At 71.3% G+C, this 22,811-nt stretch carries 18 protein-coding genes and 1 pseudogene; 7 read left to right on the plus strand and 12 right to left on the minus strand.

The window, feature by feature from the left end; genetic code table 11:
• Positions 1-93: 93 nt before the first annotated feature.
• Together BN1555_RS03790 and BN1555_RS03795 are read right to left on the minus strand one after the other, a co-directional pair.
• Positions 94-1,644: a PstS family phosphate ABC transporter substrate-binding protein gene (locus BN1555_RS03790; protein ID WP_176709942.1), complete on the minus strand. Its 1,551-nt coding sequence runs from the start codon at positions 1,642-1,644 to the stop codon at positions 94-96.
• A gap of 493 nt (positions 1,645-2,137) precedes the next feature.
• The gene (locus BN1555_RS03795) at positions 2,138-2,617 is read right to left on the minus strand and encodes a macro domain-containing protein (RefSeq protein WP_093797835.1); all 480 of its coding nucleotides are present in this window, start codon (positions 2,615-2,617) and stop codon (positions 2,138-2,140) included.
• A gap of 121 nt (positions 2,618-2,738) precedes the next feature.
• Here BN1555_RS03795 and BN1555_RS03800 point away from each other — a divergent pair, with 121 nt between their 5' ends.
• A complete protein-coding gene (locus tag BN1555_RS03800) occupies positions 2,739-3,467 on the plus strand; it encodes a MerR family transcriptional regulator (protein ID WP_093797837.1) in 729 nt (242 codons plus the stop codon).
• A gap of 45 nt (positions 3,468-3,512) precedes the next feature.
• On the opposite strand, the gene BN1555_RS03805 is transcribed toward BN1555_RS03800, so the two are convergent.
• From BN1555_RS03805 to BN1555_RS03820, 4 genes are all read right to left on the minus strand, one after another.
• Positions 3,513-5,687 (minus strand): 3-hydroxyacyl-CoA dehydrogenase NAD-binding domain-containing protein, encoded by a 2,175-nt coding sequence (locus BN1555_RS03805; RefSeq protein WP_093797839.1) that lies wholly within the window; start codon positions 5,685-5,687, stop codon positions 3,513-3,515.
• Between the two features lie 35 nt (positions 5,688-5,722).
• Positions 5,723-6,937 carry an acetyl-CoA C-acetyltransferase gene (locus tag BN1555_RS03810; protein WP_093797841.1) on the minus strand — a complete coding sequence of 405 codons (1,215 nt, stop codon included), beginning with the start codon at positions 6,935-6,937 and terminating at the stop codon, positions 5,723-5,725.
• A 58-nt stretch (positions 6,938-6,995) separates the two neighbouring features.
• On the minus strand, positions 6,996-8,138 hold the full coding sequence (locus BN1555_RS03815) for an acyl-CoA dehydrogenase family protein (RefSeq protein WP_093797843.1): 1,143 nt from the start codon (positions 8,136-8,138) through the stop codon (positions 6,996-6,998).
• Positions 8,139-8,263: 125 nt separating this feature from the next.
• Complete coding sequence (locus BN1555_RS03820) at positions 8,264-9,409, minus strand: CaiB/BaiF CoA transferase family protein (protein WP_255305865.1); 1,146 nt, start codon at positions 9,407-9,409, stop codon at positions 8,264-8,266.
• Positions 9,410-9,541: 132 nt separating this feature from the next.
• On the opposite strand from BN1555_RS03820, the gene BN1555_RS03825 reads away from it, so the two are divergent.
• Positions 9,542-10,768 (plus strand): saccharopine dehydrogenase family protein, encoded by a 1,227-nt coding sequence (locus BN1555_RS03825; protein ID WP_093797847.1) that lies wholly within the window; start codon positions 9,542-9,544, stop codon positions 10,766-10,768.
• Here the strand turns inward: BN1555_RS03825 and mmpA are convergent.
• The gene (gene mmpA / locus BN1555_RS38415) at positions 10,755-10,985 is read right to left on the minus strand and encodes a morphogenic membrane protein MmpA (protein ID WP_141662805.1); all 231 of its coding nucleotides are present in this window, start codon (positions 10,983-10,985) and stop codon (positions 10,755-10,757) included. The two genes, BN1555_RS03825 and mmpA, sit on opposite strands and share 14 nt — an antisense overlap.
• Before the next feature lie 51 nt (positions 10,986-11,036).
• Positions 11,037-11,738, minus strand: coding sequence for an endonuclease V (locus BN1555_RS03830; RefSeq protein WP_093797849.1), 702 nt, complete (start codon positions 11,736-11,738; stop codon positions 11,037-11,039).
• Between the two features lie 33 nt (positions 11,739-11,771).
• On the opposite strand from BN1555_RS03830, the gene BN1555_RS03835 reads away from it, so the two are divergent.
• On the plus strand, positions 11,772-12,071 hold the full coding sequence (locus BN1555_RS03835) for a YciI family protein (protein ID WP_093797851.1): 300 nt from the start codon (positions 11,772-11,774) through the stop codon (positions 12,069-12,071).
• Between the two features lie 20 nt (positions 12,072-12,091).
• On the opposite strand, the gene BN1555_RS03840 is transcribed toward BN1555_RS03835, so the two are convergent.
• On the minus strand, positions 12,092-13,180 hold the full coding sequence (locus BN1555_RS03840) for a beta propeller repeat protein (protein ID WP_255305866.1): 1,089 nt from the start codon (positions 13,178-13,180) through the stop codon (positions 12,092-12,094).
• Positions 13,181-13,353: 173 nt separating this feature from the next.
• Between BN1555_RS03840 and BN1555_RS03845 the strand changes: the two genes are divergently transcribed.
• From BN1555_RS03845 to BN1555_RS03855, 3 genes and pseudogenes are all read left to right on the plus strand, one after another.
• On the plus strand, positions 13,354-13,770 hold the full coding sequence (locus BN1555_RS03845) for a spore wall synthesis regulator SsgD (RefSeq protein ID WP_093797855.1): 417 nt from the start codon (positions 13,354-13,356) through the stop codon (positions 13,768-13,770).
• A gap of 322 nt (positions 13,771-14,092) precedes the next feature.
• Positions 14,093-15,707, plus strand: a pseudogene (locus BN1555_RS03850) (ABC-F family ATP-binding cassette domain-containing protein).
• 263 nt (positions 15,708-15,970) lie between these two features.
• Positions 15,971-16,945, plus strand: a complete 975-nt coding sequence (locus BN1555_RS03855) for an acyl-ACP desaturase (protein WP_093797857.1) — start codon at positions 15,971-15,973, stop codon at positions 16,943-16,945.
• Between the two features lie 197 nt (positions 16,946-17,142).
• On the opposite strand, the gene BN1555_RS03860 is transcribed toward BN1555_RS03855, so the two are convergent.
• From BN1555_RS03860 to BN1555_RS03870, 3 genes are all read right to left on the minus strand, one after another.
• Positions 17,143-18,738, minus strand: coding sequence for a GMC family oxidoreductase (locus tag BN1555_RS03860; protein ID WP_093803156.1), 1,596 nt, complete (start codon positions 18,736-18,738; stop codon positions 17,143-17,145).
• Between the two features lie 89 nt (positions 18,739-18,827).
• Positions 18,828-19,073, minus strand: a complete 246-nt coding sequence (locus tag BN1555_RS03865) for a WhiB family transcriptional regulator (RefSeq protein WP_093797859.1) — start codon at positions 19,071-19,073, stop codon at positions 18,828-18,830.
• Positions 19,074-19,140: 67 nt separating this feature from the next.
• A complete protein-coding gene (locus BN1555_RS03870) occupies positions 19,141-20,130 on the minus strand; it encodes a multicopper oxidase domain-containing protein (RefSeq protein WP_093797861.1) in 990 nt (329 codons plus the stop codon).
• Between the two features lie 173 nt (positions 20,131-20,303).
• Here BN1555_RS03870 and BN1555_RS03875 point away from each other — a divergent pair, with 173 nt between their 5' ends.
• Positions 20,304-22,793: a ThuA domain-containing protein gene (locus BN1555_RS03875; RefSeq protein WP_093803157.1), complete on the plus strand. Its 2,490-nt coding sequence runs from the start codon at positions 20,304-20,306 to the stop codon at positions 22,791-22,793.
• The last annotated feature ends 18 nt before the right edge of the window (positions 22,794-22,811 follow it).

The following is a 22,811-nucleotide window of genomic DNA, read 5'->3' on the forward strand; positions in this document are numbered from 1 at the left end:
GGACAGCGGCGCCCGGAACGGCAACAGCGGCGGCGGTGTACGGATCGCGCCGGGGTCGGACGGCGGGCGCCCCCCTCTTGAAGCGCCCTTCTGCTAGGTCGGGCGGCAGAGCAGCGGCTTCGCCAGTTCGGAGCAGGGCCGGTGCCCGTGGGAGCGGAGGACGTCCTTGCCGACCTCGTTGGCCAGGTAGCGCAGGAACCCGGCGGCGATGGAGTCGGCGGGCGGCTCTCCGTAGGTGTACGCGAACTCGGTCTGCCAGTACGGGTACGCGCCCTCGTCGGCGCCTTCCAGCGTGGCCGAATACCCGTCGATACGTACCTGCCGGAGGCCGTCGTGCGTGAGCGCGGCGCCGACCTCGCTGTGACCGAGGGCTCCGGGGGTCGTGGACACGGTGTTCAGGAGGGTGCGGGTGTCGTCGACCTCGCAGCGGCCCGGCCTGTTCTCCTCCATGGCCGCGCAGTCGCCCTCGGTGACCTTCATCGGTTCCTCGCCGTCCAGGACCTGTTGGACGAGCGTGGCCCGGGTGCCGGAGCCGGGGTTGCGGCTGACGAGGTGGATGGGGAGGGGGTTGCCGTTCACCTGGCTCCAGTTGGTGATCTTCCCGGCGTAGATCTGCCGGACCTGCTTCAGGGACAGGTCCTGGATTCCGGCGTCCTTGTTGACGACCAGGGTGAACAGGGACAACGCGACGGGTCTGGGCAGCAGTTGCGGGCGGCGGTCACTCTTGGCCCCGTCGGTGAACGCCAGCCGGTCGGGGAGCCCGTGGCCGCCCGGGTCCTTCGCGTCCTTGCCCGCGGTGGCGAGCGCGTCGAGTCCGGCGACACTGCCCTTGAACGAGTTCTCCGTAATGGGGATACGGGCGTCCGGACACGTCTTCTCGTACTGCTTCGCGGCCTGCCGGAGCACGGGCTCGAAAGCGGTGGAGCCGGCGAGTGTCAATGTGCCCTTGGCGCAGTCCAGAGGGGCGGCCTGGACGTTTCCCCTGGTGAACGTGGTGAAGGACTGGGCGGCTGCCACGAGGACCAGGAGTGCGATGAACACCATGACCGGCTTCGAGGCGAACGTGTGGCTCGCGGTCCTCTTGATCCTCCCGCCGCGCACCCCGCCCTTGACGCCCGCCACGATCACCGGGTCGGGGAACTCCTGCCCCGCAGCGGACGCCGGGTCGCGTTCCAGGACGGCGAGGACCTTGTAGTGGGCGCCGCGGTTGAGGGGAACCCTGGGCAGCTCGATGAGGCCGTCGCTGGTCCGCAGGCCGGCGGCTCCCTCGAAGCAGGGGCCCAGGTAGTCGTGGCTGAGTTCGGTCACGACCATGCCGACGACGCGGCGGCCCGGGAAACTGGCCCGTACGCCGACCTGGTCGTCGTCGCGTACGACGTAGTCGCCCGCGTCGATCAGGGTCCAGCCGCTGTTCTGGATGCGCAGCAGCACGAACGACGGGTCGAGCAGCGGGGTGTCGTTCCGCCGCATCTGCTGCAGCACTCCGGCGTACGGGGAGTTGGCCGCGTCCGTCGCGGTGGTGTCCATCTGCACCCGGTAACCGAGCCTCTTGCGGCCGACGAGCGCGAACTCCCACGTGGCCGCGAGCACGGGGATCGCCAGGCCGAGGACGGCGATCGCTGACTCCCAGGGGAAACCGTCCACCGCCGACTCCCGATGATTCGATGCCTGATGGCTGAACGCTTTGGTGCGGAGTGGTCAAAGTTACGAGTGCGGTCGTGAGGCGGCCAGGCGTACCGAGGTCCTCCAGAGCAAGTTCACCGAGGTGTCATCCGGGGAGGCGGCCGTTCGCCCGCTGTTGGCCCGTCCGTGGTTGTGGGCGTGCGCACGTGGGGACGTGCGTGGCTGCGGGCGCCCGCAGGTGTGGGCGTACACGGCTGTGGGCGTACACGGCTGCGGGCGCCCGAAGTCGGGGCGTGCGCGCCCGGACCCCGTCGGGCAGGGCGGGGAACGCCACGGGCATCCAGCCTCGGCGCGCACCGCGGCCGTCGGCCGGCCGGGCGACGGCCGCGCAGGCTTCCGGCACCACGCGCGGACAGCCGTACTGCCCGACCGGCGCGCCGTCGTGGCCGGACCCCGGCGCACCGGACCCGCCGTACGGCGTCCGGCCGGGGCCCCGGCCACCCCCTCGGGCCGCTCAGTCGTGGTCGTAGACCGTGACCACGATGCCCCGCCCCACCAGCCGCTCCTCTATCAGCGGTTCGATCCGCGACCACTTCCCGCCCGCCAGGCCGCAGCCGATGCGCGGCATGTGGACCGAGGCGCCCAGCTCGGCCGCCTTGACCGCCACCGCCTCCAGCGCCGTGTCGATCGCGTCGTAGCGGACCGGCACCCCCTTGCTGCCGGTCCGCATGCCGCGCTGGCCGACCATGTTGGCCACCCAGGTGTACGGCGGCTCGGCCTGCACGAACTGCACCGCGCCCAGGCCGAAGTCGTTGGCGGCCCGCTCCCGGTGCCAGCGCCGGTACGCCGCCTCCGGCTCGGACCAGCGGCGGGACACCGCCACCACGAAACCCTTGCCCCAGCCGCCCAGGTCGTTGCAGACATGCGCGATGATCTTGACGCCCTTGCCCTGCGGCGCGGTGGCGTCCCCCCGTACGTAACAGATCCCGGACATGGCACCACCGTACGGGCCACCACTGACAGTCGGGCCGCAAAGCTTTCACAACACTGGTGAGACAGCAATACTGTTGCACCGCATCACCGCACGGCAGTGGGACGGGAAGCGAGGCGCAGACATGACGACGGACACCGAGGAGCCGACGCTCACGGTAGACGAACTGGCCGCACGGGCCGGCGTCACGGTGCGCACGGTCCGCTTCTACAGCACGCGCGGCCTGCTCCCGCCGCCCGTGATCGGTCCGCGCCGCGTCGGCCGTTACGGGCCCGCCCACCTGTCCCGGCTGGCGCTCATCGAGGAGCTCCAGCACCACGGCATGACGCTCGCCGCGATCGAGCGCTACCTGGAGCAGCTGCCGCCCGGCCTGAGCGCGCACGACCTCGCGATCCACCGCGCGCTGGTGGCGACCTGGGCGCCCGACTCGGCGGAGGACGCCACCCGCGCGGAGCTGGACCGCCGCGCGGGCCGCTCCCTGACGGAGGAGGACATCGACCGGCTCGCCGCGATGAACGTCCTGGAACGCACGGACACGCCCGGCACCTTCCGCGTCGATCCGGGGCTGCTGGCGCTCGGCATACAACTGCTCGACGTACCGATAGCGCACGAGACGATACTCGCCGCCCGCACGGTCCTGATGGAGCACACCCGCTCGGCGGCGCACGCGCTGGCGCGGCTCTTCAAAGACGAGGTGTGGAGCCCGTACCGCGAGCGCGAGTCGGATCCGGAGCACGTGAGGGCGATGAAGTCGCTGTCGGCGCACATGCAGCCGATGGTGGTGCAGGCGCTGGTCACGACGTTCCAGCGGTCGCTGAAGGAGGAGTTGCGGGCGGCGTTCGACGCGGAGTGACCGGGGCACGGGGCCCCGCGAGGGGACCCCGGCACCCGCAGGCGGTCACGCGTCGCCGAACGTCTCCCCCCGTTCCGCCTTCTCGACCAGCAGCGCCGGCGGCGTGAAGCGCTCGCCGTACGTGGCCGCCAGCTCGCGCGCGCGGGCCACGAAGCCGGGCAGGCCGCCCTCGTACCCGTTGATGTACTGGATCGCGCCGCCCGTCCAGGCCGGGAAGCCGATGCCCATGATGGAGCCGATGTTGGCGTCCGCGACCGACGTCAGCACGCCTTCCTCGAAGCAGCGGACCGTGTCCAGCGCCTCGGAGAAGAGCATCCGCTCCTTCATGTCGGTGAAGGGGATCCCGGCGCCCGGCTTCGTGAAGTGCTCGCGCAGGCCCGGCCACAGGCGGGTGCGCTTTCCGTCCTCGCCGTACTCGTAGAAGCCCGCCCCGCCGCTGCGGCCCGTACGCCCGAACTCGTCGACCATGCGGTCGATCACCGCGTCCGACGGGTGCCCCGGCCAGGTGCCGCCCGCCTCCTCGACCGCCCGCTTCGTCTCGCGCCGGATCTTGCGCGGGAGGGTGAGGGTCAGTTCGTCCATCAGGGAGAGGACCTTCGCCGGATAACCGGCCTGGGCCGCCGCCTGCTCGACGGACGCGGGCTCGATGCCCTCGCCGACCATCGCGACGCCCTCGTTGATGAACTGGCCGATGACGCGCGAGGTGAAGAAGCCGCGCGAGTCGTTGACGACGATCGGGGTCTTCTTGATCCGGCGTACGAGGTCGAAGGCGCGCGCCAGCGCCTCGTCGCCGGTCCGTTCCCCCTTGATGATCTCGACCAGCGGCATCTTGTCGACCGGTGAGAAGAAGTGCAGACCGATGAAGTCGGCGGGACGCGCGACACCCTGGGCGAGACCGGTGATGGGAAGCGTCGAGGTGTTGGAGCAGAGCAGCGCGTCCGGCTCGACGATGTCCTGGATCTCCTGGAACACCTTGTGCTTGAGCGAGGTGTCCTCGAAGACCGCCTCGATCACGGCGTCGCAGCCCGCCAGGCCGGCCGAGTCGGCGGTCGGCGTGATGCGGGCGAGGAGCGCGTCCCGCTCGGCCTCGGTCGTACGGCCGCGCGAGAGCGCCTTGGCGAGCAGTTTCTCGGAGTACGCCTTGCCCTTGGCGGCGGCTTCGGGCGTCACGTCCTTGAGGACGACCTCGATGCCGGCCCTGGCACAGGAGTACGCGATGCCCGCGCCCATCATCCCGGCGCCGAGGACCGCGACCTTGCGGACGGGGCGGGGCTCGACGCCCTTCGGGCGGTTGGCGCCGGAGTTGACGGCCTGGAGGTCGAAGAAGAACGCCTGGATCATGTTCTTGGCGATCTGCCCGGTGACCAGCTCGGTGAAGTACCGGGCCTCGATGGTCAGTGCGGTCTCGAAGTCGACCTGCGCGCCTTCCACGGCCGCCGCGAGGATGTTGCGCGGGGCGGGGTAGGAGGCGCCCGCCGTCTGCTTCTTGAGGTTGGCGGGGAAGGCGGGGAGGTTCGCGGCGAAGCGCGGGTTGGACGGCGTGCCGCCGGGGATCTTGTAGCCCTTGACGTCCCAGGGCTGTTGGGACTCGGGGTTGGCGTCGATGAAGGCGCGGGCCTTGGCGAGCATCTCGTCGGGCGTGGCGGCGAGTTCGTGGATCAGGCCGTTCTCCAGAGCGCGCCGCGGGCTGTACTGGGTGCCCTGGAGGAGCACCTTCAGCAGCGCGTCGGCGATGCCCATCAGCCGCACGGTACGGGTGACGCCGCCGCTCGCCGGGAGGAGACCGAGCGTGACCTCGGGCAGGCCGATCTTGGAGCCGGGCGCGTCGAGGGCGACGCGGTGGTGGCAGGCGAGCGCGATCTCGTAACCGCCGCCGAGGGCCGCTCCGTTGATGGCGGCGACGACGGGCTTGCCGAGGGTCTCGATGCGGCGCAGGGACGCCTTGATCGCCATACCGGCGTCGAATGCCTGCTGGGCGTTCTCCGGACCGACCTTGATCATGTCCTTGAGGTCGCCGCCCGCGAAGAAGGTCTTCTTGGCGGAGGTGAAGATGATGCCCCTGATCGAGTCCTTCTCGGCCTCCGCGCGGTCGGCGATGGCCGCGACGGAGGACTTGAAGGCCGCGTTCATGGTGTTCGCGGACTGGTTCGGATCGTCGAGGACGAGGGTGACGACACCGGTCTCGTCCTGTTCCCAGCGGATGGTGGTGCTCTCGCTCATGAGTTTTCTTCTCCGTAAGGGGTGGGACGGGACGGTCAGAGGCGCTCGACGACGGTGGCGATGCCCATGCCGCCGCCGACGCACAGCGTGGCCAGGCCGTACCGCTGGTCACGGCGTTCCAGCTCGTCGATGAGCGTGCCGAGGATCATCGCGCCGGTGGCACCCAGGGGGTGGCCCATGGCGATGGCGCCGCCGTTGACGTTGACCTTGTCGAGGGAGAGGCCCATGTCCTTGACGAAGCGCAGCACGACGCCCGCGAAGGCCTCGTTGATCTCGACCAGGTCGATGTCGTCGATGGTCAGGCCCGCCTTGGCGAGTGCCTTGCGGGTGGCGGGCGCGGGGCCGGTCAGCATGATCGTCGGCTCGGAGCCGGAGACGGCCGCCGAGACGATACGGGCGCGGGGGGTGAGGCCGTAGCGCTCGCCGACCGCCTGCGAGCCGATGGCGACGAGAGCCGCGCCGTCCACGATGCCGGACGAGTTGCCCGCGTGGTGCACGTGGTCGATCTCCTCGACCCAGTGGTACTTCTGCAGCGCGACGGCGTCGAAGCCGCCGTGCTCGCCGATCGTCGCGAAGGACGGCTTGAGCGCGCCGAGCGACTCGGCGGTGGTACCGGGGCGCATGTGCTCGTCGTGGTCGAGGACGACCAGGCCGTTGCGGTCCAGGACGGGGACGACGGAACGCCCGAAGCGGCCGTCCTTCCACGCCTCGGCGGCCCGCTCCTGCGACAGCGCGGCGTACGAGTCGACGTCGTGGCGCGTGAAGCCCTCGATGGTGGCGATGAGGTCGGCGCCGATGCCCTGGGGCGCGAAGCCGGTGTCCCAGTTGGTCATCGGGTCCATGGCCCAGGCACCGCCGTCGGAGCCCATGGGGACGCGTGACATCGACTCGACACCGCCCGCCAGCACGAGGTCCTCCCAGCCGGAACGGACCTTCGCCGCCGCCATGTTGACGGCTTCCAGACCCGAGGCGCAGAAGCGGTTCTCCTGTACGCCGGCGACGGTGTCGGGCAGCCCGGCCGCGACGGCCGCGGTGCGTGCGATGTCGGAGCCCTGGTCGCCGAGGGGGCTGACGACGCCGAGGACGATGTCGTCGACCGCGGCCGGGTCGAGGCCGGGGAAGCGGCGGCGGACTTCGTGGATGAGGCCGACGACGAGGTCGATCGGCTTGGTGCCGTGCAGGGCGCCATTGGCCTTGCCGCGCCCGCGCGGGGTGCGGATCGCGTCGTACACAAACGCTTCGGTACTCAAGACAGCAGCCTTTCGAGGGGTACGTGACAGAAGCCGGCCGGACGAGAACCGGGCGGGGTCAGGCGAGGAGCGAGCGGCCGATGATCTCCTTCATGATTTCGGTCGTGCCGCCGTAGATCGTCTGGATGCGGCCGTCGGTGAAGGCCCGGGCGACGCGGTACTCGGTCATGTAGCCGTAGCCGCCGTGCAGTTGCAGGCAGCGGTCGGCGACGCGCTTCTGGAGTTCGGTGGCCCACCACTTGGCCATCGACGCGTGGACGGCGTCGAGTTCGCCGTTCGAGTGATCGACGATGCAGCGGTCGAGGAAGGTGCGGGTGACGGCGCACTCGGTGGCCATCTCCGCGATCTCGAAGCGGATGTGCTGGAGCTTGGACAGCGGCCGTCCGAACGCCTCGCGCTCCTTGACGTACGCCGTGGTGATCTCCAGCAGGTACTCGGCTGCGGCGATCCCGGCGACCGCGATGCCCATGCGCTCCTGCGCCAGGTTGGTCATCAGGTGGACGAAGGCTCCGTCGAGGTCCCCGAGCAGGTTCTCCTTGGGGACGCGTACACCGTCGAAGAAGAGCTCGGCGGTGTCCTGGGACTTCTGGCCGATCTTGTCGAGGTTGCGTCCGCGCCCGAAGCCCTCCGCGCCGCGCTCCACGACGAGCAGGGACAGGCCCTTGGCGCCGCCCTCGGGAGACGTCTTCGCGACGACGACCACCAGGTCGGCGAGGATGCCGTTGGAGATGAAGGTCTTCGAGCCGTTGAGCACCCAGTGGTCGCCCCGGTCCTCGGCCGTCGTGCGGATGCCCTGGAGGTCGGAGCCCGCGCCCGGCTCGGTCATCGCGATGGCGGTGATCGTCTCACCGGTGCAGAAGCCGGGCAGCCAGCGCCGCTTCTGCTCGTCGGTGGCGAGCCCGGTGAGGTACGGGCCGATGATGTCGTTGTGCAGGCCGAGCGCGAGCCCGGACGCGCCGGCCCGGGTGAACTCCTCGGCGAGTACGGCGCTGTAGCGGAAGTCGGGGTTCCCGCCGCCCCCGTACTCCTCCGGTACGGCGAGACCGAGCAGGCCCTGCCTTCCGGCCGCCAGCCACGCCTCCCGGCTGACGATGCCGTCCTTCTCCCACTGCTCGTAGTACGGCGTCACCTCCTTCGCCAGGAAGGTGCGTACGGTCTTCCGGAAGGCTTCGTGCTCCGCGGTGAAGATCTGACGCTTCAACTGTGCCTCCTACGGCCGGCCCTTGAGTGTTTTGAGGGCCTTGAGGATTTCGATCGGCCCGGCCGGCCCGGGACCGGCGGGAACGACGTGGAGGACCGCGCGGCTCAGCGGTACGCGGCGCCCCATCAGGCGCCGCCGTCCCCGGTGAGCTCCGGCAGGTCCCAGTCCCGCGCCACCTCGGCGGCGCCGGCCCCGGGCCGGGCGGGGCCCCGCCGTACGGACCCGGGCGTGGCGGAGAACCGGGGCGCGGGGGCCGGCTGGGTGATCCCGCCGTGGTCGGTGAACGTGGAGCGCGCGGCCAGGTGCGGGTGGGCGGGTGCCTCGCGCAGCGAGAGGACGGGCGCGACGCAGGCGTCCGAGCCCTCGAAGACGGCGGTCCACTCGTCGCGGGTCTTCGCCTTGAAGCGGGTGGCGATCGCTTCGCGCAGCTCGCCCCAGCGGGCCATGTCGTCGCGGGCCCGCGCCTCCTCCGCCCCCAGGCCGAGGAGCTCGGTGAACTCGGCGTAGAACTGCTGCTCCAGCGCGCCGACCGCCATGTACCGGCCGTCGGAGGTCTCGTAGGTGCCGTAGAAGGGGCAGCCGCCGTCGAGCAGGTTGGCCGACCGCCGGTCCTGCCAGCCGCCGGCCGCCAGCATGCCGTGGATCATCGTGGCGAGGTGGGCGGCGCCGTCGACGATCGCGGCGTCGACGACCTGCCCGGTGCCGCCCTCCGTGCGGGCGTGCTGAAGCGCGGCGAGGACGCCGATGACGAGGTAGAGCGAGCCGCCCGCGTAGTCGCCGACGAGGTTCGCGGGGACGGTGGGCGGCTCGTCCGCCCTGCCGGACATGCCGAGGGTGCCGGTGAGGGCGATGTACGCGATGTCGTGCCCGGCGCGCCGCGCGAGCGGGCCCTCCTGGCCCCAGCCCGTCATCCGCCCGTACACGAGCCGCGGGTTGCGGGCCAGACAGGCGTCGGGGCCGACGCCGAGACGTTCGGCGACGCCGGGGCGGTAGCCCTCGATGAGGACGTCGGCGCGCTCGGCCAGACCGAGGACCCGGGCCGGTCCCGCGGCGGACTTGAGGTCGACGATCACCGAACGCTTGTTGCGGTTGGTGAGGTCGTACGCCGGGTCGACGCCCAGCCCCGCACCGCCGGGGCGGTCCACGCGGACCACGTCGGCGCCGAGGTCCGCGAGGAACATGGCGGCGAACGGGCCGGGGCCGATTCCCGCCAGTTCCACCACGCGCACCCCGTCCAGGGGTCCGCGCGGGCCGTTCCCTGTGCCTGCCATCAAGCCCCCAGCCCTGTGACACAACTGATGTAACATCAATGATGCTAAGAACGCGTTCCACTCAGCACAAGCCTCTGAGGCAAGCAAGCGCTTAGTTCTTTTTACTCCCCGTTGCCGCTAGCCTCTGCCCCCATGAGCGAAACAGTGCCAGGCAGTGACAGCACGGGGCGCGCGTACGACATCGTGCTCTTCGGGGCGACGGGCTTCGTCGGGGAGCTCACCGCGCGGTACCTCGCCGTCCACGCGCCCGCCGGCTGCCGCTGGGCCGTCGCCGGGCGTGACCGCGCGAAGCTGGAGAAGCTGCGCGAGCGGCTCGTGGCGGTCGATCCGGCCTGTGCGACGCTCCCCCTCCTGCACGCCGACGCGTCCGATCCCGCCTCGCTGCGCGAACTCGCCGCGAGCACCCGGGTCCTGGCCACGACGGTGGGCCCCTACATCCAGCACGGCGAGGAGCTCGTCGCCGCCTGCGCGGACGCGGGCACGGACTACGCGGACCTGACGGGCGAGCCGGAGTTCGCCGACCGGATGTACCTCCGGTACGACGCGCGGGCCCGCAGGAGCGGGGCACGGATCGTGCACGCCTGCGGGTTCGATTCGGTCCCGCACGACCTCGGGGTGTACTTCACCGTCAAGCAGCTGCCCGAGGGCGTACCGCTGCGCGTCGACGGATTCGTCCGCTCCCGCGCGATGTTCTCGGGCGGCACCTTCGCCTCCGCGATCACCGCACTGGGGCGGGGACGGCAGACGCTGCGGGCCGCGAAGGAGCGGCGGCTGTCCGAGCCGGGGCCCGTGGGGCGGCGGGCGCGGTCTCCGCTCGGCGGGCCGCGGCGCAGCCGCGAGACGGGGACCTGGGCGCTGCCGCTGGCGACCATCGACCCGCAGGTGGTGGTCCGTTCGGCGGCCGCGCTGGAGCGGTACGGACCGGATTTCCGCTACCGGCACTACGCGTCGGTGAAGTGGCTGCCGGTCGCGGCCGGCTCGGTGGCCGCGGTGGGGGCCGTCCTCACGCTCGCCCAGTTCCCGGCGGCGCGCGCGTGGCTCATGGGCCGGTACGCGGCGGGCTCGGGCCCCGACGAGGAGCGCAGGGCCAGAAGCTGGTTCACCGTGCGCTTCGTGGGTGAGGGCGGCGGGCGCCGGGTGTTCACCGAGGTGTCGGGCGGTGACCCGGGCTACGACGAGACGGCGAAGATGCTGGCCGAGTCGGTGCTGTGCCTGGCCTTCGACGAGCTCCCCCCGACGTTGGGGCAGGTGACGACGGCGGTGGCGATGGGTGACGCGCTGCTGGAGCGGCTGACGGCGGCCGGGCTGGGGTTCCGGGTCGCGGACGTGCGGGAAACCGCCGGGGTCACTGGCCGGTGACCCAGCCCGCGATGGTGTAGATCATCCCGCCGGTCCAGCCCAGCGCGGCCAGGCCGCCGAGCAGAATGCCCACGTTCGTACGGCGTCCCGCGCGGTGCAGCGTCACGGACTCGGCCGACCGGGGAGGCCGGGGGTACGTGGGGTGTTCCGGGTGCGCGTGCGGATGCGGGTGCCCCTCGGGGCTCGGGCTCGGGCTCGGGTTCGGGTAGGGGCTCATACGATCACCCTGTCCCATCGCCGCGGTTCAAACATCCGTACAGGTACTCAGTCACGCGCTTGTTCCGAAACCGGCACCGACCGCCTCGCGCAGGGCCCGGCGGCACAGGGCGTCCGCCCTGCGGGTCGACTCCGGGAGCCGGAAGCCGGGTGCCAGGCGCAGCGTGTGCGCGCAGGCGTTGTCCAGGCTCACCCGGTGGCCGACGGAGACGAAGACCGGCTTCACACCGTCCTGGGTACGCACCGCACGGCCCACCTCCTCGCCCGCCCCGTCCAGCAGCGGGGACATGGCGCCACGGTGGGGGCCCGGCTGCTCGTACGTGAAGGTGAAGGGATTCTTGGCGACGCCGACGGCCGCGAGCCCCGTCACGACGCCGAGGTGACTGGCGAGGCCGAAGCGGCGCGGGTGGGCCCGCCCGTACCCGTCGCAGACCACGAGCCCCGGGTCCGCCGACAGCGACGCGAGGGCGGCGAGCACCGTGGGCAGTTCCCGGAACGCGAGCAGGCCGGGGACGTACGGAAAGGCGACGCGGCCCACCGCCGTGGCCTCCTCCACCACGGCGAGCGTCGCGGCGTCGAGGACGACGGCCGCCGCGGCGACGATGTCGCGCGCGTCGTCGTACGCCACGTCGACGCCCGTCACCAGGCCGGTGCCGGGGGGCGGCCCCGGCTCGTCGAGCACCACGCGGGCGCGCAGTTCGTCCTGGATCGCTCGGGCTTCGGCTTCGTCGGCGGGGGAACTCGGGCTCTTCATAGTGATCAGAAGGGTACGGGTAGCCTGACGATCATGTTTGTACTGGAGCTGACCTACACCGCCCCCGTCGAGCGCGCCGACGAACTGCTCGAAGCGCACATGGCCTGGCTGGACGCGCAGTACGAGGCGGGGGTGTTCGTCGCCTCGGGGCGCAAGGTGCCGCGTGACGGCGGGGTGATCCTCGCCGTCGGGGACGACCGGGCGCGGATCGAGAAGATCGCGGCGGCCGACCCGTTCACGGCGGCGGGGGTGTGCGTGTACCGGATCACCGAGTTCGTGGTGACGAAGGCGGCGCCGGGGCTCGCGCCGTACCGGGAGCAGCCGCCCGCGTAGGGGGCAGCCGCTCCCGGCCGTCAGAACTCCAGGCGCGCCACGCGGCCCTTCTCGCCCGACGCCCAGCAGCCGAAGTCCGGCGCGCAGTCGACCGTGTCGTACGAACCGGTGTCGACCGTCCGCCAGTTGCGGCCGCCGTCCAGCGTGAGGTCCGTGCCCGTGGGGCCGACCGCCAGCGCGCCGGACCTGGTGTGCGGCAGCCAGGCCACGCCCGAGCGGTACGCCGGCGACGGGGTCTTCGACCCCTGCCAGCTACGGCCGCCGTCGCCGGTGACCGCCGCCGCCCGCGGCGACGCCTCACCGGCGCGGTAGTCGCCGCCGACCGCGATGCCGTGGTCGCGGTCGCGGAAGGCGAGGCCGAAGACGCCCCGCGCCGGATCGCCCGCCGGGATCGCCGTCTCGGCCGCGGTCCAGGTCAGGCCGCGGTCCGCGGAGTGCAGCACCCGGCCGGCCGCTCCGCCTCCCGTGGCGAGCCATACGTCCCGCGGACCGGAGCTGACCAGGCACTGGCCGCTCGCCGCGAAGCCCGCCTCGCCACTCTGCGCCGCGGGCATGCCCGCGCTCGGCAGGACCTTCCACGACGTGCCGCCGTCGCCGGTGGACAGGATGCGGTACTTGCCGTCGACCGGGTCGCTCATCGCGAGGCCGTTGCGGCTGTCGAAGAAGGTGACGCAGTCGTAGAACGCCTTGGGGTCGGTGTTGCGGAAGCTCTCGGTCCAGCTCGCGCCGCCGTCCCCGGTGCGGAAGATCCGGGACGCCTCGCCCTCGCCGATGGCCAGCACCACCGCGCGCCGGCCGTCGAAGGCCTCGATGTCGCGGAACTCCATCTCCCCCGCGCCCGGCGGCGAGACGTCGCGCCAGCTCCGGCCGCCGTCGGCCGTGCGCAGCACCGTGCCCTTGGACCCGGCGACCCACGCGGTCCTCCGGCTGACCGCCGCCAGGCCCCGCAGCCGCACGTCCTCGCCGGTGTCCTTCAGCTGCCAGCCGGGACCGCTCCACGGTGACCGCGCCTGTACGTCCGCCTGCGCCGGGGCGGCCAGGGCGGCGGCCAGCGCCGTCCCGCACAGCCCCACCGACACCATCCGCCTCGTCTTCCCCGTACCCCTCATGGCGGTGGAAGCTAGTCCACGCCACCGGCGCCGTCCAGGGCGCGTCTCCCGCCCACGCCCCGGAGGGGAGCTGGTGACGCAGGTCACATCCCCGCCGCATGCACGGAATCGCGTGTTCCTACGTCTGTCCCTGTGACAGGACACATCGACCGAACCGTGAGAGGGGGCAGGCCTTGTCTCCCGTGATCGAGCAAGCCGTACAGGCCCGTCTGATCTCGTCCGCGCCCCGGATGGAGACGGTCCCCGCGACCTTGCGGTACGACCGCGCGGAGCCCTTCGCCGTACGCATGGCCTTCCCGCCGCCCGCGACCCTGGAGGGTGTCGAGGTGTCCTGGATGTTCGCCCGCGATCTCCTGGCCACCGGCGTGGACACGCGGGCCGGTCTGGGCGACGTACGGGTGCGGCCGTACGGCTACGGGCGGACCGTACTGGAATTCCACGCCGCCGAGGGCACCGCGATGATCCACGTCCGCACCGCCGACCTGCACCGCTTCCTCCGGCGCACGCACGCACTCGTGCCCGTGGGCGACGAGCACCTGCACCTGGACGTCGACCACGACCTGGCCGAACTGCTGCGCGACGCGCTGTGACGAGAGAGCCGGATTAATCGGTTGGCGCCTTCGGAGCCATGACGTACTTTGGTTGTGGCCCTGTCGTCGTCGATCGGAGTGGACGTTGCTCGCCTGAGGTTCTGAGACACCGTGCCGCACGGCTTCTGCCGGTGCGTGCCGCGTGCGACCTCGGCACTTGAGCCGTCCCTTCCCGGACCGGGCCTTTTTGCAGTTCTGCGTTCTGCGTTCTGCGTTCTGCGTTCTGCGCGAAGATCCCTCGCTCCTTTCCGGCCGTACGTCGCCCACGCCCCGGTGTCTCCACCCGTCGCCCCTGCTCGTTTCCAGCAACCGGGAGGCACTCTTGTCCACCTTCCCCGCTCATCTCACCTGTTCCGCGCTCTCCTTCGGCTGGCCGGACGGGAGTCCCGTGTTCGACGACTTCCAGCTGGCGGTCGGCCCCGGGAGGACTGGTCTGATCGGTCTCAACGGATCAGGGAAGTCAACCCTGTTGCGGCTGATGGCCGGTGAGCTCGCCCCCACCCGCGGGAAGGTCCGGGTGGCCGGCGAGATCGGCTACCTCCCGCAGAACCTGGTCCTCGACACCACGCTGCGCGTGGACGAGGCCCTCGGCATCGCCGGGACGCGCACCGCCCTGCACGCGATCGAGGCGGGCGAGGCGACCGGGGAGAACTTCACGGCCGTCGGTGACGACTGGGACGTCGAGGAGCGCGCCCGCGCCACCCTCGACCAGCTCGGGCTCGTCCGGATCGGCCTCGACCGGACCATCGGCGAGGTGTCGGGCGGCGAGTCGGTGCTGCTGCGGCTGGCCGCGCTGCTGCTGCGCCGCCCCGCCGTCCTCCTCCTCGACGAGCCGACGAACAACCTGGACCGGCGGGCTCGCGAACACCTGTACACCGCGGTCGAGGCCTGGTCCGGCGTGATGGTCGTGGTCAGCCACGACCGTGAACTGCTGGAGCGCGTCGACCAGATCGCCGAGCTGCGCGAGGGCGAAGTCCGCTGGTACGGCGGGAACTTCTCGGCGTACGAGGAAGCGCTCGCCGTCGAGCAGGAGGCGGCCGAACGCATGGTGCGGGTCGCCGAGGCCGATGTGCACCGGCAGAAGAAGGAGCTGGCCGACGCACAGGTGAAACTGGCCCGCCGGAAGCGGTACGGGCAGAAGATGTACGACAGCAAGCGCGAGCCGAAGATCGTCATGAACGCCCGCAAGCGCGCCGCGCAGGAGTCGGCGGGCAGGCACCGCATCATGCACACCGAGAAGCTGGCGGAGGCGAAGGAGCGGCTGAGCGGGGCGGTGGAGGCGGTGCGCGACGACGACGAGATCAACGTCGTACTGCCGCACACGACCGTGCATCCGGGGCTCAGGGTGCTGACGCTGCGCGATCTCCACCTGCGGTACGGGGCGCGGATCGGCGGCGAGTTCGAGGTGCGCGGTCCCGAGCGGATCGCGCTGACCGGGCGCAACGGTGCGGGCAAGACGACGCTGCTGCGCACGGTCACCGGAGAGCTGGAGCCGGTCTCGGGCGAGGCGGTCGCGCACGTGCCGCTGCGTTTCCTGCCCCAGCGGCTCGACGTACTGGACGACGGGCTGACGGTGGCCGAGAACGTGGCGAAGTTCGCGCCCTCGGCGACCAACAACGCCATCAGGGCGCGGCTGGCGCGCTTCCTGTTCAAGGGGTCGCGGGCGGACCAGCGGGCGGGGACGCTGTCCGGCGGAGAGCGGTTCCGGGCGACGCTGGCGGCGCTGCTGCTGGCGGAGCCGGCGCCGCAGTTGCTGCTGCTGGACGAGCCGACGAACAACCTGGACATGGCGAGCGTGCGCCGGCTGGTCCAGGCTCTGGAGTCGTACGGGGGGCGCGCTGGTCGTGTCGAGCCACGACGAGCCGTTCCTGGAGTCGATCGGGATCACCCGGCGGCTGGAACTGGGACGGGAGCCCGGGCCGGACGGCGACTCCTGAGGGGCGCTGCCCGCTGGGCCGGGGGCCGCCGAGTCGTCCGCAGGACCGGGGCGCGAACCGGTTCTGGTTGAAACCGGAGAGTACGGGAATCCGGGAGGTGACATGCCTCCTGGTACACCCGCCTGACCTGTGCACATAACTGACTGTAACGGGACATCGCACACCAAGACTTGGCTCAGCTCTTACGACCCCCTTAACCTACGGTCACGTAACCTACGAAGCCGTAGGTACTTCTCCCCTCGTCCCCGTCCCCAGGAGCACCCGTGACGATCACCTCTCCCCAACTCGGCAGTTCGGACGCGTGGACCGACGCCCGGCTGCTGTACGCGCTGGAAGAGGTGGTGGAAAAGGAACTGAACCGCCATCTCAAGGTCGCCAAGGACTGGATGCCGCACGAGTACGTCCCGTTCTCCGACGGCCGTAACTTCCCCGGCATCTTCGACGACGGCCAGGCCTGGGAGCCCGGGCAGTCGAAGGTCACCGACATCGGCAAGATCGCGCTCGTCGTGAACCTGCTGACCGAGGACAACCTCCCCAGCTACCACCACGAGATCGCCTCCCTCTTCGGCCGCGACGGCGCCTGGGGCACCTGGGTGCACCGCTGGACCGCGGAGGAGGGCCGGCACGGCATCGTGATGCGCGACTACCTGCTCACCTCGCGCGCCGTCGACCCGGACAAGCTCGAGGCGTTCCGCATGCAGCACATGTCGGAGGGCTTCGAGTCCGACAACCGCCACTCGATGCTGCACTCCGTGGCGTACGTGGCCTTCCAGGAGCTCGCGACGCGCGTCTCGCACCGCAACACCGGACACCAGTCGGGCGACCCCGTCTGCGACCGCATGCTGGCGCGGATCGCGACCGACGAGAACCTGCACATGGTCTTCTACCGCAACCTGCTGGGTGCGGCCTTCGAGATCGCACCCGACCTGACGATGCAGTCGGTGCGCGACGTCGTCGTGAACTTCCGGATGCCCGGACACGGCATGCCGGGCTTCGAGCGGGCCGCCGCGCAGATGGCGATCGGCGAGATCTACAACATGCGCATCCACCACGACGACGTGCTCCAGCCGGTCCTGCGCTACCTGAAGGTCCTGGAGATCGACGGGCTCGGCCCCGAGGGGCTCAAGGCGCAGGAGGAGCTCGGCCTGTACATGAACGGGCTGGACTCCGAAGCCAGCAAGTTCGACGAGAAGCTGGCCACGCGCAAGGCCCGGATGGCTGCCCGCGCCGCCTCCTGACCACCCCCGGTCACCAGCCGTACGCCGCCACCACGGCACAGGCCGCGTCACGGACGCCCTGTACCGGGTGGCGGCGCGGCCGTTCCAGCAGGTCGCGCCGGGGCCCGGCCCGGTCGGTGCGCCCGCCTCCGCGCCACGGGACGCTGCCCGCACGCGCCGCGTCCGGGCAGGGCCCGGGACCCTGACGTCCGCGGGCCCTACTTCCGCGCGTCCTCACGGATCAGCTCCGCGGCCTTCTCCGCTATCGCCACCGTGGGGGCCTGCGTGTTTCCCCGGGTGATCCGGGGCATCACCGAGGCGTCCACCACCCGGAGCCCCCGCACCCCTCTGACCCGCAGCCGCGGATCGGTCACCGACGCGTCGTCGGCGCCCATGCGGCAGGTGCCCACCGGGTGGTAGAGCGTCTCGGAGGAGTCACGGACCGCCCGGGCCAGGGCCTCGTCGTCGACGACGCCCGGGTACGGAGCCATCGGGCCCGCCGTGTACGGCGCGAACGCGGGGTCGGCGAAGAGGGCTTCGGCCCGGCGGACGCCCGCCGCCAGGCGGCGCAGGTCGGACTCGTCCGTCAGGTAGCCCGGATCGATGCGCGGCGCCGAGGTGGCCCGGTCGTCGGTGAGGGTGATGCGGCCCTCGCTCGCCGGCTGGAGCAGGATCACGCCGATCGTGACGCCGTGCTCGGTGGGCGGCGTCAGGCCGTGCTCGACGAACGGCACCGGGGCGTAGATCAATTCGATGTCCGGGGCGGCCAGTTCCGGTGTACTGCGGACGAAGGCGACGGCCTCGCCGACGTTCGAGGTGAGCGGTCCGCGCCCGGCGAGGAGGAAGCGGCCGATGTTGGCGAGCGTGTCCGCGCCGGTCAGGGTGACCGGGAGCGGGCAGCGCATCGTGACCACCGCGGACAGGTGGTCCTGGAGGTGGCGGCCCACGTCGGGGGAGGCCGCCCGCAGGTCTATGCCGGTCTCGCGCAGGTGGTCCGGGTCGCCGATGCCCGAGAGCATGAGCAGCTGCGGGGACCCGACGGCGCCCGCGCTGAGGATCACCTCGCGGCGGGCGCGCAGCACCTTCCCCGCGTCCGCCACCACCCCCGTCGCGCGCGTGCCCTCGAAGGACAGCCGACGCACCCGGGCATCCGTGACGACGTCCAGGTTCCGGCGGCGCGCCGCCGGCTTGAGGTACCCGTCGGCGGTGCTCCAGCGGCGGCCGGCCCGCTGGTTGACCGGGGTCAGGGAGAAGCCGCTGGGGTCGGGGACGTTCAGTTCGGGGAGTTCGGCCAGCCCCGCTGCGCGGCAGGCCTCCAGGAAGGCCGCCGTGGTCGGGTTGGGGTCGCGCGGCGGCGAGATGGCCAGCGGCCCCCGGGTCCCGTACACCGAGCGGCCCGCCGTGCTGCCCGTCCACCGCTCCGCCCGCCGGAAGTACGGCACGATCGCGTCGTACGACCACTCGGAGCCCGCCGCCTCGCCCCAGGCGTCGTAGTCGTCGCGGTGACCGCGCACCCACATCATCGCGTTGACCGAGGAACAGCCGCCCAGTGTGTGACCGCGCGGCCAGTACAGCTCGCGGCCGCCCAGTCCGGGCTGCTCGGCGGTGCTGAAGTTCCAGTCGTACGGCGTCTTGAAGAGTTTGGGGAAGGCCGCGGGGATCCGTATCTCGGCCTTGCGGTCCCGGCCGCCCGACTCGACGAGCGCGACCCGCACCGTCGGGTCCTCCGACAGCCGGGCGGCGAGCACACAGCCCGCCGAACCCGCTCCCACGATGACGTAGTCGTACTCGGCCGTTGCCTGCCTGCTGCTCAACACGTCCCCCCGGGCGGTTCGCCGATGGTGCGGAGCTCAGCATGGCGGGTGGGGGACACCCGTGCCAGAGGGCGTGCGGAAGCAGCGCGTCAGCGTGGTCCGCGCCTGAGGCGGAGCCTTTCCTTCTCGGAGAGTCCGCCCCAGACGCCGAACCGCTCGTCGTTCGAGAGGGCGTACTCCAGGCAGGCCACCCGCCCTTCGCAGGCGCCGCAGAGCTGCTTGGCCTCGCGGGTGGAGCTGCCGGGGGCCGGGAAGAAGAACTCGGGTCCGGCCTGGGCGCACAGCGCTGTCTCCTGCCAGGAGAGTTCACGTTCAGTGGTGGTGTTGATCGGCATGCGGCACATCCTGCCCCGGAAGAATCAACATCCGCTGAACGTCCCGTCAACGCGGTCCGCCCGCCGGTCAGTGGGCGTGCTCCGCCGGATGGTGCGGCTCGTACCCGGGGATCGTGCCGTCGGCCTTGGCCACCAGGAAGAGCCCGGCCATCCCCATGTCGGAGTGGCTCTGGACGTGGCAGTGGTACATCCAGGCGCCCGCGCCGACGTGTTCGCCCGCGATGATCTGGAAGCCGAAGGAGTCCGCCGGGCCCGTGATCTTGTTGTCGACGATGCGGCTGGGGTCGTCGGGGCCGGTCAGCAGGCCGGTCCTGTTGTCGGCCCAGCGGTGACCGTGGATGTGGAACGTGTGGTAGAACTCGCCGTGCGTGATCATGACGATCTCCACACGATCGCCCACCGTGGCCTCGAAATCGGGGCTCTGGTGTCCCGGCCTGTTGTTGATGGTCATGTCGTTGAAGACGATGGTGAAGGTCTTGTCCGGGAGGATGTCGCCCTTGCGGCGTACGATCACGCCGCCGTAGAGGCCCTTGCGGATGCCGCCCGTGCCGTGGTCCGTGCCCACCACGTGGTCGTGGTAGTGCCAGTAACCCGCGCTGCCGGACCGCCAGGTGCCGTCCTTGCGCCGGCCGGGGACGTGTGTGCGCCAGGTGTACGTCCGGGTCCCGCCGGGCTCGACGTGGCTCTTGCTGAGCTTGGTGCCGTCGCTCCCGATCTCGTAGTCCACGCCGTGCACATGGAGGCTGACCGGCACGTCCAGGGTGTTCTCGAACTCGATGTGGACGGTGTCGCCCTCGATCAGTTCGATCAGCGGGCCCGGCACCGACGCCTTGCCCCTCTCGAAGCCGTAGCCCAGCTGCCCGTCGGGCAGTTTCTCGGCGTACATCTTCAGCCGATGGATCCGGCCGCCGGCCGGAGCGGTCCTCGGCGGGCTCTCGGCCGAGGGAGCCGCCGCGGCGGGGGGCGCGGACTCCGCCGCGAGTGACAACGATGTCGCCCCGGTCGCCGCGACCGCCCCGCCCGCCAGGATCCGTCGGTTGAAGCTACGTCGGTCCATGCCCAACTCCCCACTCGGTACGGAGATTGACGGCCACACCGTAGCGGGGACGACCGAGTTCATCCACACCAAGGACAAAGTTCGCGGTATTCCGGTCATACCTCTTGGCGTATGGCGAAAAGAGGTCTAGCTTCATCGGCTGTTCCTGTGACCACTGAGGGATGGGTGAATACATGCATCGCACACCACATCACCGGTCAAGACGCCGACGCGGACTGGCAGCCGCTCTGACAGCCGGAGTTGTCGCATCCGGCCTGCTCGGCGGCGCCGCGGCCTCCGCCCGGCCGTACCCAGAACCTCCGCCCACGACAACGTTGTCCCTCCCCTCGCTGCCGTCTCCGCCCGGCGGCGCGAACGTCCGCGTGCTCGTCTTCCACGGCTCGGCGGGCGCCGACGAGTCGCCGACCGTCAACGCCGGCATCGAGGCTATCGAGAAGATCGGCCAGTCCGGCCCCGCAGCCCAGCGCTTCCGCGTGGAGGCCACGGACGACGCCTCCGTCTTCACCACGGCAAGGCTCGGCAGGTTCAACGCCGTCGTCTTCCTGACCGGTGGCGGCGATGTGCTGGACCCGGAGCAGGAGGCGGGCCTGGAGGCGTACATGGAAGCCGGCGGCGGCTTCCTCGGCATCCACGACGCGGCACGCACCGAGCCGTACTCCGACTGGTTCGGCGGCCTGATCGGCGCCCGGCCCGCCGCGGGCGGACCCACGAACGTACAGCGCGCGACCGTGGAGGTCGGCGACCGGGGGCACCCGGCCACCAAGAACCTGCCGCTCCAGTGGAAGCGGCCCGACAAGTGGCTCAACTGGACGAAGAACCCGTCCGGTGACGTGCACACCGTGGCGCGGGTACGGGAAGCCACGTACAAGCCGGGAGCGAGCGCCAACGGCTGGGACCACCCGGTCTCCTGGTGCCGCGACTACGACGGCGGCCGGTCCTTCTACACCGGCATGGGCGGCACGGCCGACTCCTTCCGGGAGACGGACTTCCGCGACCACCTGCGGGGCGCCCTCCAGTGGACGACGCGCATCGCGCGCGCCGACTGCAAGGCGAGCATCGACGCCCACTACACGGCCGAGCGGATCACCGCGCCCAACCAGCCGGGCCAGTCCGACCAGATCGGCGAACCGCACGGCCTGGTGACCGCGGAGGACGGCCGGGTCATCTACATCGGCCGGGGCGGTGGCGACGGCAACGCGCCCGTGATCACCGACTGGAACAACCCGGACATCGGCAAGGGCCAGGGCCAGATCCACGTCTACGACCCGAAGACGAAGAAGGTGACGCTCGCGGGCGCGCTGGCGGTCTTCGGCAACAAGGGCGGCGGCGACGAGCTGGTCAAGAACGAGGAGGGCCTCCTCGGCGTCGAGACCGACCCGGACTTCCTCACCAACGGGTGGGTGTACCTGCACTACACGCCCCACTCGGAGATCGACCGGGACACGCACATGGCCGAGCGCCGCGTCTCCCGCTTCACCCTCGACCTCGCCACCAACAGGCTGGACCTCGCCTCCGAGAAGGTCCTGCTCACGTGGCCGGTCCAGATCCACAGCTGCTGCCACGCGGGCGGCGGCATGGCCTGGGACTCCGAGCAGAACCTGTACATCGCGACGGGTGACAACAACTCCTCGGGATTCAGCGGGGGTTACTCCGGCAACAACCCGGAGCCGAACTTCAAGGGCGTGTCCTTCGCGGACGCCCGCCGCACCGCGGGCAACACCAACAACCTCAACGGCAAGATCCTGCGGATCCACCCCGAGGACGACGGTACGTACACCCTGCCCGAAGGCAACCTCTTCACCGGCGAGGAGCCGGACGAGGGCGGCGGCAAGACGCGCGGCGAGATCTACGTGATGGGCGTGCGCAACCCGGCCCGCATCGCCGTCGACCCGAAGACCGACACCCTGTACGCCGGATGGGTCGGCCCCGACGCGGGGGCGCCGAGCACCACCTGGGGTCCGGCGAAGTACGACACGTTCGCCGCGATCACCAAGCCGGGCAACCACGGCTGGCCGTACTGCATGGGCAACAACCAGCCCTACCGCGACCGCAATCTGCCCGACCCGAGCAAGCCGCTCGGCTGGTACGACTGCGACGCGCCGAAGAACGAGTCGCCCCACAACGACGGCCTGGTGAACCTGCCGCCCGTCACGCCCAACACCATCTGGTACTCGCCGCAGGGCGGCGGCGTGGACTACCCGCGCGACGCGAACGGCGTGCCCAGCTACAAGCAGGAGGAGCAGAAGCTGCTGCTGCCGTGGCTCAGGGGCGGCGGCCAGGCGACCATGAACGGCCCGGTCTACCGCTACGACGAGGCGAACGGCAGCAAGGACAAGTGGCCCGCGTACTGGGACGGCAAGTGGTTCGTCGGTGACTTCTACGACGGCGACCAGCCCCGCCACGCGGTGCTGACCGACCCGAAGACCGTCGGCAACGGCGGACTGCCCACGCACGCCGAGTCCCTCAAGAAGATCATCCCGGTGGGCGCGAACGGCATCCGCAACCTCATGGACTGGAAGTTCGCGCCGGACGGCTCGCTCTACGTCCTCGACTACGGGCGCGGTTTCTTCACCTCGGACTCCAAGTCGGCGCTGTGGCGCGTGGCGTACAAGGGCGGCGGGCCGACACCGGCCGCCGGGGACCTGGCCAGGAAGGCGGAGTAGGCAGTGAAGCTGAAACGG

The organism is Streptomyces sp. Wb2n-11, from assembly GCF_001049855.1.
In the GTDB taxonomy this organism is placed as follows: Bacteria; Actinomycetota; Actinomycetes; order Streptomycetales; family Streptomycetaceae; genus Streptomyces; species Streptomyces altiplanensis.

What these genes read in the sequence shown, in the direction of transcription:
- BN1555_RS03865 (WP_093797859.1), bottom strand. Translation starts at nt 19,073, where the DNA reads ATGCCGATCAACACCACCACTGAACGTGAACTCTCCTGGCAGGAGACA.
- BN1555_RS03800 (WP_093797837.1), top strand. Translation starts at nt 2,739, where the DNA reads ATGACGACGGACACCGAGGAGCCGACGCTCACGGTAGACGAACTGGCC.
- BN1555_RS03875 (WP_093803157.1), top strand. Translation starts at nt 20,304, where the DNA reads ATGCATCGCACACCACATCACCGGTCAAGACGCCGACGCGGACTGGCA.
- BN1555_RS03820 (WP_255305865.1), bottom strand. Translation starts at nt 9,409, where the DNA reads ATGGCAGGCACAGGGAACGGCCCGCGCGGACCCCTGGACGGGGTGCGC.
- BN1555_RS03830 (WP_093797849.1), bottom strand. Translation starts at nt 11,738, where the DNA reads ATGAAGAGCCCGAGTTCCCCCGCCGACGAAGCCGAAGCCCGAGCGATC.
- BN1555_RS03870 (WP_093797861.1), bottom strand. Translation starts at nt 20,130, where the DNA reads ATGGACCGACGTAGCTTCAACCGACGGATCCTGGCGGGCGGGGCGGTC.
- BN1555_RS03825 (WP_093797847.1), top strand. Translation starts at nt 9,542, where the DNA reads ATGAGCGAAACAGTGCCAGGCAGTGACAGCACGGGGCGCGCGTACGAC.
- BN1555_RS03805 (WP_093797839.1), bottom strand. Translation starts at nt 5,687, where the DNA reads ATGAGCGAGAGCACCACCATCCGCTGGGAACAGGACGAGACCGGTGTC.
- BN1555_RS03795 (WP_093797835.1), bottom strand. Translation starts at nt 2,617, where the DNA reads ATGTCCGGGATCTGTTACGTACGGGGGGACGCCACCGCGCCGCAGGGC.
- BN1555_RS03840 (WP_255305866.1), bottom strand. Translation starts at nt 13,180, where the DNA reads ATGAGGGGTACGGGGAAGACGAGGCGGATGGTGTCGGTGGGGCTGTGC.
- BN1555_RS03835 (WP_093797851.1), top strand. Translation starts at nt 11,772, where the DNA reads ATGTTTGTACTGGAGCTGACCTACACCGCCCCCGTCGAGCGCGCCGAC.
- mmpA (WP_141662805.1), bottom strand. Translation starts at nt 10,985, where the DNA reads ATGAGCCCCTACCCGAACCCGAGCCCGAGCCCGAGCCCCGAGGGGCAC.